The 15,029-nt window shown below is 37.2% G+C and carries 12 protein-coding genes and 1 tRNA gene; 7 read left to right on the top strand and 6 right to left on the bottom strand.

Annotated features, from left to right (window positions below; translation table 11 throughout):
- The first annotated feature begins 186 nt into the window (after positions 1-186).
- The 3 genes from GQS55_RS10190 (at position 187) to GQS55_RS10200 (ending at position 4,976) form a co-directional block, all read left to right on the top strand.
- Positions 187-1,068, top strand: coding sequence for a YDG/SRA domain-containing protein (locus tag GQS55_RS10190; protein ID WP_159820299.1), 882 nt, complete (start codon positions 187-189; stop codon positions 1,066-1,068).
- A 486-nt stretch (positions 1,069-1,554) separates the two neighbouring features.
- Positions 1,555-2,910: an SIR2 family protein gene (locus GQS55_RS10195; protein WP_236559611.1), complete on the top strand. Its 1,356-nt coding sequence runs from the start codon at positions 1,555-1,557 to the stop codon at positions 2,908-2,910.
- Positions 2,907-4,976 carry an ATP-binding protein gene (locus GQS55_RS10200; RefSeq protein ID WP_159820301.1) on the top strand — a complete coding sequence of 690 codons (2,070 nt, stop codon included), beginning with the start codon at positions 2,907-2,909 and terminating at the stop codon, positions 4,974-4,976. The genes GQS55_RS10195 and GQS55_RS10200 overlap by 4 nt, the downstream gene beginning before the upstream one ends.
- 70 nt (positions 4,977-5,046) lie before the next feature.
- On the opposite strand, the gene GQS55_RS10205 is transcribed toward GQS55_RS10200, so the two are convergent.
- The 6 genes from GQS55_RS10205 to GQS55_RS10230 form a co-directional block, all read right to left on the bottom strand.
- Positions 5,047-6,303 (bottom strand): Y-family DNA polymerase, encoded by a 1,257-nt coding sequence (locus tag GQS55_RS10205; RefSeq protein ID WP_159820303.1) that lies wholly within the window; start codon positions 6,301-6,303, stop codon positions 5,047-5,049.
- Positions 6,291-6,704, bottom strand: coding sequence for a LexA family protein (locus tag GQS55_RS10210; RefSeq protein WP_159820305.1), 414 nt, complete (start codon positions 6,702-6,704; stop codon positions 6,291-6,293). The genes GQS55_RS10205 and GQS55_RS10210 overlap by 13 nt, the downstream gene beginning before the upstream one ends.
- Positions 6,705-6,827: 123 nt before the next feature.
- A complete protein-coding gene (locus GQS55_RS10215; RefSeq protein WP_159820307.1) occupies positions 6,828-8,063 on the bottom strand; it encodes an integrase arm-type DNA-binding domain-containing protein in 1,236 nt (411 codons plus the stop codon).
- A 207-nt stretch (positions 8,064-8,270) separates the two neighbouring features.
- Positions 8,271-8,347 (bottom strand) — tRNA-Pro (locus tag GQS55_RS10220).
- 444 nt (positions 8,348-8,791) lie between these two features.
- Entirely contained in the window at positions 8,792-10,528 is a 1,737-nt protein-coding gene (locus GQS55_RS10225; RefSeq protein ID WP_159820309.1) for a DUF3413 domain-containing protein, read from the bottom strand.
- Between the two features lie 63 nt (positions 10,529-10,591).
- On the bottom strand, positions 10,592-10,810 hold the full coding sequence (locus GQS55_RS10230; protein ID WP_159820311.1) for a DUF1414 domain-containing protein: 219 nt from the start codon (positions 10,808-10,810) through the stop codon (positions 10,592-10,594).
- 94 nt (positions 10,811-10,904) lie between these two features.
- On the opposite strand from GQS55_RS10230, the gene yejK reads away from it, so the two are divergent.
- From yejK to GQS55_RS10250, 4 genes are all read left to right on the top strand, one after another.
- Positions 10,905-12,020 carry a nucleoid-associated protein YejK gene (gene yejK, locus GQS55_RS10235; protein WP_159820313.1) on the top strand — a complete coding sequence of 372 codons (1,116 nt, stop codon included), beginning with the start codon at positions 10,905-10,907 and terminating at the stop codon, positions 12,018-12,020.
- 127 nt (positions 12,021-12,147) lie between these two features.
- Entirely contained in the window at positions 12,148-13,206 is a 1,059-nt protein-coding gene (gene pyrC / locus GQS55_RS10240) for a dihydroorotase (RefSeq protein WP_159820315.1), read from the top strand.
- Between the two features lie 100 nt (positions 13,207-13,306).
- Positions 13,307-14,197, top strand: coding sequence for a 6-carboxytetrahydropterin synthase (locus GQS55_RS10245; RefSeq protein WP_159820317.1), 891 nt, complete (start codon positions 13,307-13,309; stop codon positions 14,195-14,197).
- A complete protein-coding gene (locus tag GQS55_RS10250) occupies positions 14,190-15,020 on the top strand; it encodes a M23 family metallopeptidase (protein WP_159820319.1) in 831 nt (276 codons plus the stop codon). Before GQS55_RS10245 ends, GQS55_RS10250 begins: the two co-directional genes overlap by 8 nt.
- Positions 15,021-15,029: the final 9 nt, after the last annotated feature.

The raw sequence follows: 15,029 nt of genomic DNA on the forward strand, positions 1-15,029 counted from the left end.
CTCTCCAGTTCTCTATACAAAGACGTGATGTGCGATTTAAATAAACTGAAACCTATCAAGATTTTTAGTGGCATGTATTGGATGAATGAGAATGTTTGCGTAATAAGTGAATGGATATGGAACAAGGGATTGTTAACTCTTTTGTTAGTTAATACTGCAATTAAGTAATTAGTGAGGAAGTACAATATGGTAAGTAGGCCTATTATTTTTGGTGACATTGACGGCATAAAAGAAGATGACTGGATTGCCAATAGAAAAGATATGATGCCAACTAGTTTTCACCGCAATCATGGTCAAGGCATTGATGGCAATGGAAGTGAGGGTACTAGTGCCATAGTTTTATCTGGCGGCTATGAAGATGATGAAGACTTTGGTGATGAAATTATTTATACCGGCGCAGGAGGAAATGATCCTAAAACAGGCAATCAGATAGCTGACCAATCTTGGGAAAAGTCCGGTAACGCGGGTCTATTAGTGAGCATGGATCGCGGTTTACCAATAAGAGTAATAAGAGGCCATCAGCATAAATCTGATTACTCACCATTAAAGGGGTATAACTATGCTGGCCTCTACAGTGTAGTTGATGCATGGGAAGAAGTAGGTAGGAGCGGCTTTAAGATATGTCGATTTAGACTAGAGTATTGTGGTCTAAATGGAATCAGAAGAACACCTGAACAAGTTGAGCTAGGCTACGAGAATAAAAAGGCAAATAGAAAGGCGGGTACAGTTTTACGAATTGTCCGGGATACCAAAATATCTCAAGATATTAAGAAGCTATACAAATTCGAATGCCAGGTTTGTGGTACAGCTTTGAAGACTAAAAAGGGGCTGTATGCTGAAGGAGCCCACATAAGAGCTCTAGGAAGGCCTCATAACGGCGATGACCGTAAAAATAACCTTTTATGTTTATGCCCTAATCACCACGTGATGTATGATAAAGGCAGCTTTTCTATTGCAGATAACTTTGAGCTTATTGGTGACGAATCAGGCCAGTTATTTGTGCATGCAAAGCACAAAATAAATTTAGAAAATTTAACTTACCACAGGAAATGTCATGGCTACAATTAGGTGGATTTGTGGAGTGATTTTTAATGAATAACCATGATACGAGATGCCATTGATATAAATAAAGGTCCTTGGTCATCACTTGTTTAGAGCAATCAACAAAGATAACAGATGATGATGTGATTACCTTTATCAATAGTTAGTTTAAGAACATAGCTATCATCGATAGTATTGCATAGTTGGTGCAAACATTAATATAAAAGCTGTTAGCAGATCTACGGTTATATTCGATGATGTAACAGCCTCTAAATAATTGATACCATCACCTTTATCATGGTAGCTACCATCAAAGTGATTCTTCCATGCTGTAATAATAAGTGTTGGCTTAGCATTGCCTAAACTGCTAACTTATTACTCTCAAAAATATTAATTCGTTATTAGTGTTATATATACAAGGAAGACTATGAAGGTGGGAACTCTAAAATGGACAAAGTAAAGGATGTACCTAAATTGAGTCAATATTTAAAACTTGGAGATGACCAGTCTCCAGTGCAATTGGATACGCATGGTGACAATGGTAATTTTAAAGTTGTAGGTCACTGTGATTGGGCAAAAGCAGAAGATGAAATTACTCCTGACTTCCTGCGTTCAAGAATAGAGCCATGGCTAACTGCACTCTTTCAATCTGAACACCTTAATCTACTCGTGGGTGCAGGCCTAAGTTCAGCTGTTCAACAATCTGCGACAGGTAAGCCTCCGTTAGGTATGGGATGGATAAAGGACCTAAAGGTTTGTAAGTTAGAAATAGATGCTTATGTAAACAAAACAGCTGAAGCTGCGGGAAGAGAAGGTGGTAATATTGAAGATCAGATTAGATCTATCAATGAATTAATTAAAGGAATAGAGATTCTTACAGTTTTAAATCCAGCTCCCATAGCTCCACCTCCTTTACCAAGTCCCCCATATAGAAATTTTCCAACAGAATTAACTAAGCTAAAAGAAGAGCTCTCTCGTTGTCTAAAGTCGTTTGCTGATTCAGTTAGCGATGGCGAAAAATCAATCAGGGATTCGGTTCCTGAAGACAAGATAGCTACATTTAATTATTTAGTTAATTTTTTGATGAGCTTTTCAAGTAGGACAGCGACGCGTGATAGATTGCATATATTCACAACTAATTATGATCGAATAATAGAAACAGGGGCGGAAATCGCTGGTCTTAGATTAGTTGACCGCTTTGTAGGTAGTATCGCGCCAGTTTTTCGTTCGTCACGTTTGGAGGTGGATTATCATTACAATCCTCCAGGTATACGTGGTGAGCCAAGATATTTAGAAGGTGTAGCACGCTTTACTAAACTACATGGTTCATTGGACTGGTATGCTAACGAGGGTACTATTAGACGTTTTGGCCTGCCTTTTGGAGCTGCTTCTGTAGAGCCATTTTTACAAGTTGAAGGAGCTGGTACAGCGGACTATCAACAATTAATGATTTATCCAAACTCAGTTAAAGATCGTGAAACGTCTGAGTACCCCTATGTTGAGTTATTTAGAGACTTAGCGTCAGCGACATGTCGCCCGAATAGTACCCTAGTAACCTATGGATATAGTTTTGGTGATGAACATATAAATCGAGTTCTCATAGATATGCTAACAATACCCTCAACGCATATCGTGATAATTGCCTATGGTGATCCACTTGGTAGAATTATGAGTTTTATAAAAGATAGTGGTCGCCAGGCTCAAATATCCTTAATGCTTGGTGATCATTTTGGTGACCTTAAAACATTAGTAGATTACTACCTTCCTAAGGCAGCAATAGATCGTACATCAATTCGTATGGCTGAACTTTTGAAATCAAGAGGCTTATACCCAACCGCTCTTCAAGGAAAACCTGGTGGTGAAGAATGAGTTCGCTACCCATTGAGCAAGGAGAACAGCTAAGAGTTGGTACCGTAGATTTTGTTTCACCGAGTGAGATTAGGGCGGTACTTGATATTGATTCGCCAGATTCTGTTGCCTTAAATGCAGGAACACCAAGAAACTTTCCTCGGGTAAATAGCTATGTTTTAGTCTCTTGCGATAATGGTTATTTGGTTGGGCAAATAGAGTGGCTTGCCGTTGAGCGTTCGCCATACCCTAAGCAAAGAGATATTCAAGACTTTGGTTTAGTGAACTTACCCTTTCCACAGAAAAAAGTTAGCTTAAATCCGGTCGGCACTCTTAAGAGAACTTCAGTTAGAGGCATTGATTCATTTAAATTTCAAAGGGGTACTGAATCATTTCCTTCCATTGGTTCTGCTATTTTACTTCCGACTGATTTACAACTCAGATCGATTGTTGAGTCTGGTAACAATCGACGAGTTATCATCGGGCAAAGCCCGCTTGCTAATAATGCCAATGTCGCCGTAGATCCTGATCGATTATTTGGTCGTCATTTAGCTGTACTTGGGAATACTGGTAGTGGCAAATCATGCTCAGTTGCTGGACTCATTCAATGGTCATTAGAAGCGGCTATAAAAGCAGAAAAAAGACCAAATGCAAGATTCATCGTTTTAGACCCAAATGGTGAATACACTCGTGCTTTAGGGCCATCCACCAAATTCAAAGGACGAGTTTTTAAAGTAGAAGCTGGAGATGATGAACATCAACTTCAAGTACCATCTTGGTTTTGGAATAGTTCAGAGTGGGCATCATTTACACAAGCAAGTGCCAAAGTTCAATTGCCATTATTAAAACGCTCGTTGAGAGCTATGCGTAACGAAGAATTTGAACTTAATCCAAATTTGGATATTGAGGTTAAAAAGTTTCTAAGTACCATAATTTTTTCTTTAAAAAGTGATAAATCAAAAGGCTCTGCTTGGGCAAGTTTCCCTGGTCCTAAAAATCTATTTGAGAAAATAGTTTCATGGGGACAAAGTGTCTGTACTTACAAAGGTAAGTTAGAAGCTGGAGATACCAGGTTGGACTCCTTAGAAAATAACCTTAGTAGTTATATTAATAACCGTCAGGGTAATTACCCTAATTATAATGGTTCAGTTGAAGAGGTTGATGAGATAATTGTCAATATGCTAGAAGCGTTTCTCTTATTTGGTGGGATGGAAGCAGAGCTTTATCCTAAAGGTGAAGATATACCCTTGCCTTTTGATGGGGGAAACTTAGTTGCTTATTTAGAGGCGCTAGCTCAAGAAACTGGTACTGAGCAATATGTTGAATATTTAGTGGCTCGTATTCGTACAATGCTTTCTGATACAAGAATGAAGCCTATTACTAATGACTCTGAACAACGAGTTGATTTAGCTGAATGGTTAGAAAGTTATATCGGTAAAGATAGCGTTGAAGAGGAAAGTAGTAATATTTCAATAATAGATCTTTCCCTTGTACCAAATGAAATCACCCATCTTGTTACTGCCGTTATTTCAAGGATTATATTTGAATCATTGCAACGTTATAGAAGACTAAATAATAAATCTCTACCAACAGTTCTTGTAGCTGAAGAAGCACATACATTTATTAAGCGTTATCGTGATGAATCAGAAAATCAGGATGTTGCCGCAGTTTGTTGTCAAGTGTTTGAGAAGATAGCTAGAGAAGGAAGGAAATTTGGACTTGGTATGGTGATTTCATCCCAGCGACCATCTGAGTTGTCACCTACAGTTTTATCTCAATGTAATACTTTTCTTCTGCATCGAATAAGTAACGACAGAGATCAAGAACAAGTACATAAAATGGTACCTGATAATTTGAGGGGATTACTCCGTGAGCTACCCTCATTACCATCCCAGCATGCAATACTTATGGGCTGGGCATCTGAACTCCCTGTTCTGGTTAAAATGAAAAGTTTAACGAAAGATCAGCAACCACACTCAGATGACCCTGACTTCTGGGATGTATGGACAAGAAAAGATGCAGATGGGAATTTAGTTGAACGCAACGCTGATTGGAATGAAGTAGTTAAGGAGTGGCAGCAGAGCTAATAAGCCACTACATTCGAGTCTTGATCACTTTGATGTCAAAACTCCCTAGAGGAGCGTTATTGATACTAAGTTAACAACTGATTTTAGGTATATCTCGCCAGCGACTCGTATATTGAGGTGAGAGAAGACTTCTTCTCATTTGCCATTTCTCAGCTCGTCCTTCGCTAGCTAATGTCACAGCTCCTTGACCATATCGTTGATTGATTTTATCAAAACAATTCATGATCAATGGACTTGGTTGTGATGGGGTGAAAAAATCAGGTTGTTGGTATTGCTGACTTTCAAGACTGATAGCACCAACTCCACAACGATAGAAGTAAACCCCTATTTGAAATATATCCTGTAAGACAATGCTGATAGCAGAAGCTATTTGACTACTACTATCCGTTGCTACAGGAAACTCATATACAATTGATTTTTTATAATACTGGTTCTCATGTGGGGAGCTTGAAGCGAAAATCATTAAGCGCTTAACCAATGAATGTTGCTGGCGTAACTTCCTACCAACAATAGACCCGTGTGTAACTAACGCAAACATTAGAGCCTGGTGATCAGTAATCCGTTGTCCGAAGCTACGTGTTGAAAAGATTTCTTGTTTAGGGGCTCTGACTTCATCCCAGGATAAACAAGTTATACCGTTAAGTTCATTAACCGTTCGTTCAACGACAACACTAAATTGTCTACGCATCTCTTTAGCTGATTGTTGCATTAACTGATCAGCGGTATTGATACCAAGTAAGTTGAGTTTCTTACCTAATCGATTTCCAATTCCCCATACGTCAGTGACACTCATGCGCTTTAGTATCGGTCTGCTGGTTTGATTACTATCAATAACAGCGACACCATTAAAGCCAGTTAGCTTCTTTGCTGCATGATTAGCTGCTTTAGCTAGGGTAGGGGTTGTACCAAAGCCTACGCCTACCGGTAGCCGTGTTTCCTTCCAAATAGCCTTGCGGATTTCATGTCCGTATTTATGCCAGTCACCGATCAAATTACCGTAATTTTTAAACTCTAAGAAAGATTCGTCGATAGAGTAGATGTACTGGTTATCACAGTACCGAGCGATAACATTCATCATGCGTTCGCTTAAGTCGGCATATAACTCGTAATTAGATGACCGTACAACGACACCATGCTTTTCTAGAAAGTATTTAATTTGAAAGTAGGGTTTGAACTTAGGTATACCCAAACGTCTTGCTATAGGGCATACAGCGCATATACAGCCATCATTGTTGGTTAGTACAACGACTGGCTTATTACGTATGCTTGGATCGAATACTTTCTCTGCGCTGGCGTAAAAAGAAACGGCATCTACTAAAGCGTACATAGTAAAATTTCAGGTGACTTCTGATGTAATCTAATCGAACGGGTGACTACACCTTCCAATTGGAATTCGTCTTCAGGTTTAATATGAACAGGCGGGTGCTTACTTGAAGCAGATAGCAGTAATGCATGTGTTTTATCTATCAGCTTGCATACAAAGCAACCGTTATAGTTGGCGACAATAATGTCGCCATTCTTTGCCGTCAACGAACGATCTACAATTAACAAATCACCATTAAAAATGCCAACACCCTGCATAGAGTCACCATTAGCTTGACCTATAAAGGTAGCATTAGGGTGTTTGATCAATAACTGATCTAGTGATAAGCCTAGCTCTTTGTACTCAGCTGCTGGCGATTCAAAGCCACTGATACCAGCTTCTGCAAATATTGGGATAACTTTCATAAAACACCTATACTGTAATTTTATACAGTATAGGTTGAGTTATCAGAAATTGATAGTTAAATAAAGGTAATGTTCGGGTTGCCAAGTTAATACGAATGAGACTTGATAGTATTAGGTGGGCATCTAAGACCTAAGCTCTTTCAAACTAATAATCGATAGGCTTCCAACTGATGCTTTTTCTATATGATCTGACCACCAACACATTAATTTTTTTCTACGTTCAAGGTATTCAGATCTGTTATAAGAACGTCTAGTTACATCTTTATCTAGATGCGCCAGCGAGGTTTCTATGATATCAGATTCAAAATTTTGCTCATTACAGGTAGTAGAAAATAGGGCTCTTAACCCATGGCTAACTATTTGCCCTTTCAAACCATTTCTTTTCATTGCAGTGTTAACTGTTTCTCTATTTGCATGGCTGCTTGGGTGTTTTACACCAGGAAACAAATACTCTTTTTTTCCACTAATAGTACGAAGGAAATCTAGTAGATTAATCACCTGTGGCGATAGAGGGATGATATGTTCTCTATTTTTTTTCATTTTATTGGCGGGTATAATCCATAGATTTTCTTCTAAATTAAATTCTTCCCAACGTGCTGTAGCTGCCTCTACTGGCCTAACAGCCGTATGTAACTGCAGTTCGAACATACATCGAGTTATATCTGATATTTTAGCTCTGGCCATAACCTTCAATAAATAAGGAAGTTGTTCTGGTTTTAATGTTTTAAAGTGCTCTCTTACTGCGGTAGGAAAGAATCCGCTTAAATCTGAAATGGGGTTGAACTCTATTGAGCCATCAGCAACAGCAAGTCTCATTATCTGATTGATAAACGAACACAGCCGTTTAACCGTTTCACGTTTATTTTCAGCAATAAGTGGTTTCATGATTGCTATAATTTGCTTCGGCTTTACTTGGCTTATTGGTAAGTCTTTTAATGTAGGAAGTGCGTGCTTAGTTAGTGTTTGGTGTGCACGCCGAATTGTTGGCTCTTTCCATTGGCTAGTTTTAAGGATTTTCCAAGTATCTGCATATTTACCAAAGGTATTCTCTAAGGTGTTTTTTTCTTCCTGTACTTTATCGTCTCTATCCGTCTTCGGATCAATGTTTTTGGCAAGTAATTCACGAGCATTAGAGCGTAGCTTCCTCGCTTCGGCTAAAGAAAGTGCAGGGTATTGACCAAAACCAATATTAGCCCTTTTTTTTGTATACGGACGATAATAGTTAAAAATCCAGAGTTTAGAACCCTTGGGCTTTATTCTTAAAGATAAGCCTTCACCGTCTGACAAGTTGTACTCTTTATCTTTGGGTTTTGCGTTCTTCACCTCAGTATTGGAAAGAGGTTTAGTAATTTTAGCCATCGTAGTAGATCCTTTAAGCTTTACAATACATTTAAAGTAACACTGTAAATGTATTTATGCTGCAGTGTTACTTAGAGTGTTACATTAGATCATGGATTTTACAAGATGGCAATGGACGTGTACGGATAGTTAATTTGGCTACAGGGTAGTAAAAACGTAATTTAAGACATAAAAAAAGACGCCCGCGGACGTCTTTAAATACTAATTTGGTCGGAGTAGCAAGATTCGAACTTGCGACCTCACGTCCCCCAGACGCACGCGCTACCAAGCTGCGCTATACCCCGATTTGTAAACCAATGTTCTAATCAATTAGCTAATACTTATGTTTCTAAAGAAATAATAATCTGGGGAGATCACCATAAGTACACTTGATTTACGCTGACTATAATAATCGTTTCTCAAACGAATGCAATGACATTTATTAGAACGGTTAATCAATAATAACTAACCGTCTAACGAATGAACAATTATACCAATTCCAATAAGTTTCTTCTCACTCAGCGAGAGTTAAAAGGTTTAGAGGCAAGGCATTGATTGAAGAGAATGGTTATTCCCTTGTCAAAATCAATAACGCGGCATATAGACCTTTTAGACTCGCCCTTTGGGAGCTTTCCAGTGATATGATAACCGCACAGAATTTCTTTCATATAGAATGATAGGTAAAAAATTCTATTTGTTCTCAAACCACTGGCAAGCTCTGAGTGGGAACTAACTTAATGGACTTGGTATTATTCATTCTCTTGTTCTAATTGCTTACTAAAACGTTTAATAAAGTGAACACCATCAATCATTAAAGGAAAATCCTTATTTACGGTGATCGGGGCATTTAATTTACTTGAATAACTATGAAAATTACCATTTCTATCAATAAAAACGGATTTATCTTTATTAAATACCATTAAACCTGCAGCAGAAGTATTTGCAATAACACGATCTTTATTTAACGTAATAAGATCTGAACCATTACCGTATTCTTTATCTACAGTATCGCAGCCAAGCCAGTTTTTCATGAGTGTAGATTGTAAATCCATGTGGCTTGTTAATTTAGTAACGACATTCTTATTCGCTTGTCTTTGTGATTTTTTGTGCGGTGTTATCAGTAAAGCAGGTTTAGTAATTAACTGGGTATCTTCAATTTGATTTCCAATTGAGCTAATCCAAATAATATCTTTTTGCTGTTTCTGTTGTTGTGCTAATAATAAAGCATCAACAAAAAGCTCAAATTGATAATTGCTGATACTGCTTTCAACATCATTACTGACTGCACTTTTAAAGTAAATTATATGTAGCCCTAACTTTTTGCTATTAAGTTTATCAGCGAAAATTAGGCTCGATATATCGTTAAGGTGACTCTTTTCGTCAAACAAAGAAACAAACCAAGGTGCGTTATGTTGGTCAGTTATTGAGTTTGCGTCAGATTTATCTATTAACGTAAAACTACTGGCTAAACTTTGCTTTTCAATGGCTTGAAATAGTAATGGTTTAGTTAATTGTTTTAAAATATCGTCTTGATAAATATTTGGTAAAGAATAGAACAATTTAAACCAGGCTTCATCATTTAAGGCCGAGTCTACATGGTTATTAAATTGGTAACTATTGCCACTTGATCTATTGCTAAAACGTTGTAGTTGCTCGTTGTTTAACTGTGCATCAGTAAGTACTATAAATACTGACTGCTCTGCGTTAGATGTTTCACATTGCCCCGAAGTTAAACTCGGGTAAGGCGGAATAGCACTGCTAAACGATAGTGGGCTTGTTTTACGTTCTATATAATCATCAACATCAAATAAACCGTACTTGGTGAGTAAAGTTTGGGCTGTTGCCGGGTAAGATAGAGGTAATACAGTATCTTGGCGTAATATATCGTAGTCTAAATTAGCATCCGCCCAAATATGAGTTAAATGACTAAAGAAGAATGATGCAACTAAGCCAAAGATAACAAATCGAGCAAAAATCGTTTTTTGTAATCTTTTTAGGTGCTTCCATGCATAATTACTGATTGTGAATTCAAAAGCTAAAATCAAAATAGCTAAAAAACCACTAACTGTATAAAAAATGACATTTTTCTGTGCTATTTCTTGAATCAAACTAAAAATTTGAGCACTGGAGGATGCATTTAAGTGATAACCCAAACGGCTATAAATAAAGCCATCGAGTAATAATAATAATAATCCTAAAGTAAAAATTATTGATGCACTGGTCCTAATGACTTTCGTATTGGGCCAAATAATGATCAATGGAAACAAAATTAACACAAAGCTAATAAAGGTTAGAAAAGCAATATGACTAACCCAAGTAGTAACAAGATACACCTGACCTAAAAATGTAGTCGGTGCAGTTTCACTGAAAAGGTAATAAGAGGAGAGGGCTATTGCTGCAAAAATATTAAAAAATGTGAACCAATGGCTCCAACTTATTAAATGTAACAGCTTTCTACTATAGGTTTTGGTATCAAAAGTGACCATTGAACTTTATTCTTCTTATCTGATGAAATTATAAAATGAATTATTTACTAGTTATCAATAAAACTAGTGAGTTTTTTGGATAGATTGATTCAATGCGCGAGTAAAATTGTCTACAATAGCACTTTGTTTGTCGGCAGGAATTTTACTAATAACATTAGTTATTGTATTTCCTAAACACATTAAGGCTAAATCGGTTGTTGCGGATTCATTTACAAGAACATCCATAAGTTCTTGGATAATTTTTTCTACACGTTCGTTTGAGTATTTCGATACAATGGGCATAATGACACTTAATTGCTGATGATTAATAATATTTTTGCAGTTTATCAAATGCCTGCACAATATACTAATATATCCCTAACATAGACCCTTACTTATGAGTTTAATAATTTCTAACATAGCACTACATTTTATTTCGAAAAAAGAAGAATCAAGCGAAGTTTTATTACGCTTAGGGCCAGAGAGTATAGAAATAGGGCCTAAAATAACCGCTTTTGTTGACGGTTTGCATAGTATTTATAATGCTAAAAGCAGTAAAGCTTATGGTAGTTTCTCTTCTATGCCTGCACCTGCTAGCTCTGAAAGCAGTACCGAAAGCGATATAGATAGTAGTGATACTGTCACTGCACGTTTTGTTGATTTAATGGAAAGTTACTTAGGCGAGCGCCAAAACTTTTATACTTTTAGTACGCAAGCGGCAAATACCTTAAAAAATGAAATAGAAAAATATGACCTAGATGAAACCGGTTATTTAGTCGTTTGTCATTATGAATACATGGGCGGACGTTACTTATTGGTTGCCGTGATTCCTGTATCTGAGCATTATAGTGTTGATGGTGAATTAAATATTTCAGCGGATCAACACCTTGATACTACTAAATTACAGTTAGCAGCACGTATCGATTTATTTGATTATCAGCAAAATGCTAGCGGAAATCGCTACATTTCTTTCATTAAGGGTCGTGCTGGACGAAAAGTTTCTGATTTCTTTCTTGATTTTTTAGGTTGCGAAGAAGGCTTAAATTCAAAAGAGCAAACCCAAACATTAGTACAAGCAGTAGAAGACTATGTGGCTGTTAACCAACTTGATTCAAGTGAAAAACAACAAACACGTAAAGAATTGCTTAATTACTGTAAAGAGCAAAAAGCAAGTTCTCAAGATGTGTCTATGCAAGAAGTTGGCAAAGTCATTGGACATACGGCAACTGATAGTGACGGTAATGAACAAAATTTTTATCAATTTTGTCAGCAACAATCTTATCCTATTGAAGAGTCTTTTCCTCATGACCAAACTGTTGTTAATAAAATAACAAAATATTCAGGTTATGGTAATGGCATTAGTTTAAGTTTTGAGCGTAGTCACTTTGGTCAAGATGTCGTGTATAACCCACATAATGATTCGATTACTATTTTTAAAGTGCCTCCTAATTTAAAAGAACAACTACAAGCATTGTTAGCAAATAATGATGAAGAAATAATTGAAAATAGTTAATCTACTCTTATCAATTATCACCAATGAAGTTACGCGTTACTGTATTTATTTCATTAACGCGTTGAAAATTAATAATTAATTAGTAAATTACGATTAAGTGAATTACGTTAAAGAATAGAGAGTTACCATGACAAATAAAGCACAAGCAAATACAGGGAATACCCTTACTATCACCCGTCCTGACGACTGGCATGTACATTTACGTGATGGTTTAGTACTAAAAAACACCGTTGCAGATATTAGTCGTTATTTTGCTCGTGCTATTGTAATGCCAAATTTAGTGCCGCCGGTAACTGATGCTAAACTAGCAAAAAGCTATCATGAACGTATTATGGCTGTTGCAACTAATGACAACTTTAAGCCATTAATGGTGTTATATTTAACAGATCAAACAAGCGCACAAGATATTATTGAAGCAAAAGAATCAGGTCTGGTGTTTGCAGCTAAGCTTTATCCTGCAGGAGCAACAACTAACTCTTCTTCTGGGGTAACTAACATAGCTGAAATGGCAGATGTTTTTGCCGCAATGCAAAGTGTTGGTATGCCATTATTAATTCATGGTGAAGTTACCGACTGCAATATTGATATTTTTGACCGAGAACAAGTATTTATAGACACTGTATTGTCACCACTTGTTGCTAACTACCCAAATTTAAAAGTAGTGCTAGAACATATCACTACAAAAAATGCTGTCGATTTTGTTAAATCAGCGAGTAACAATGTTGCGGCAACGATTACGGTTCATCATTTACTCTATAACCGTAATGATATGTTAGTAGGCGGCATTCGCCCACATTATTTCTGTCTCCCTATTTTAAAACGCAATACCCATCAACAAGCACTTATTGAAGCAGCAACAAGTGGTAATGCTAAGTTTTTCTTAGGCACAGATTCAGCGCCACATGCACAGCATGCTAAAGAGTCGGCTTGTGGTTGTGCTGGTGTTTATTCAGCTCATGCAGCCATTGAGTTATATGCTGAAGTATTTGAACAAGAAAATGCCCTTGATAAATTAGAAGCATTTGCTAGTTTAAATGGACCAGAATTTTATCAATTACCCATTAACACTGACAAAATAACCTTAGTTAAAAAATCGTGGAAAGTACCTGCAACCATGAGCTTTGGTGATGACGTTGTTGTGCCTGTACGAGCAGACGACACTATTTTGTGGCAAGTTGAAGACTAAAATTTTATAATGGCGAGTTATTGATTTTTTACCGATAACTCGTGTAATAATTAAACAATGTAATTAAAAATTGAGAGCCAAAAGTAAATTAAGGAAAAAAATGCAATTATTTGTAGATGATTTAACCGTTATTGATTTTTCATATCTGTGTAAACAGCGTGGTATTGTGGGTGAAAGCTGGATTGTTGACGTATTGCTCGACGGTTCGTTAAATGAAATGAGTATGGTGCTTGATTTTGCTGTGGTTAAAAAGCAAATTAAAGCCATCATTGACGATGCAGTTGATCATAAATTATTGTTACCCATGCAAGAAAAAGCCGTTAACTTAGCTGAATCACCTTTTAATGATGGTCATCAAACAGTTGATTTTGTAAGTGATATTGCAAGTTACTATTTACAATCACCCGCATGTGCTTTTGCCGGTATCGACTGTTTAACTATTTCAGTAGCCGCCGTAACGAAACATTTAAAAGCAATAATTTTGGCGCAATTACCAAACAACGTAGAAGGCTTAACGTTAGTCTTGCGCCCTGAAAACATCCCTACGGATTTTTATCATTATACTCATGGTTTAAAGCTACATGATGGAAATTGCCAACGTATTGCCCATGGTCACCGCTCTAAAATTCAAATTCTAGTCGATGATAAAAGAGACGCCACCTTAGAAGCTGCTTGGTGTAAACGCTGGCAAGATATTTATATTGCCAGTGAAGCCGATAGAATTTCAGTAAACGATATTCAGCTATCGGCAAATGCTATGCGTAATTTAACACCCGATCACCAATACTTTAGTTACTTTGCTCCACAAGGTAGATTTGATATTGCCGTAGAAACTAAAATCTTAGATGTTGTTGATTGCGATTCAACCGTAGAGCTTTTAGCCGACTTTATTTTACGCCAAATTAAAGCGGAACATCCTGAATTAGCTAACAATACCATTAAAGTTATTGCCTATGAAGGTGTAGCTAAAGGAGCGATTGTTTATGGTTAAATTGAAAAAACTTTATACTTTTTTCGCGATAGGCATAAGTTTATTGCCGATTGCAAACGCGCAAGCCGCAATACAATTTTCCGGTGAAATACAACAAGGCGGGTTAATTGTTGGTAAAACCGAGGCTAATAGCACGGTAACGTTAAACGATAAAACACTTAGCGTTTCTCCTCAAGGAGATTATGTGTTTGCTTTTTCACGTGACGATACCGAGCAATATACATTAACGGTTACTTCACCCACGGGCACAGTAGAAACACAAACGTTTACCCCTAAAAAACGTGAGTATAAAATATCACGCGTTGAAGGCATTAGTAAGACGATCATGAACCCCAATAAAAAAGCCAATATACGTGCTGGTGAAGATCGCGATGCTATGGTTAAGGTACGTAAAATATCGAGTGATTTAACTGACTTTTCACAAGGGTTTATTGCCCCGCGCAATGCTCGAATCACCGGTGTTTATGGTAGTCAGCGCTTTTATAATGGCGTACCTAAAAACCCACATTATGGTGTTGATTATGCTGGACCTATTGGCGCGCCGGTAAAGGCTCCTGCCAGTGGCACTGTTTTATTATGGGTACCTGATATGTTTTATTCTGGTGGCACGTTAGTGATAGATCACGGCCATGGCATTACCTCAAACTTTTTACATTTAAGTGCTTCACTGGTAAAAGTGGGAGATAAAGTTAAACAAGGGCAAGTTATTGCTAAAGTGGGTAATTCAGGCCGCGTGACTGGGCCTCACTTAGATTGGCGTATGAATTGGCATTCCGTTCGCTTTGACCCAGAGTTAGCGATGAAAGTTATCCCTATTAACTAGTTAACTAAC

Source organism: Colwellia sp. 20A7, assembly GCF_009832865.1.
Taxonomy (GTDB): domain Bacteria; phylum Pseudomonadota; class Gammaproteobacteria; order Enterobacterales; family Alteromonadaceae; genus Colwellia.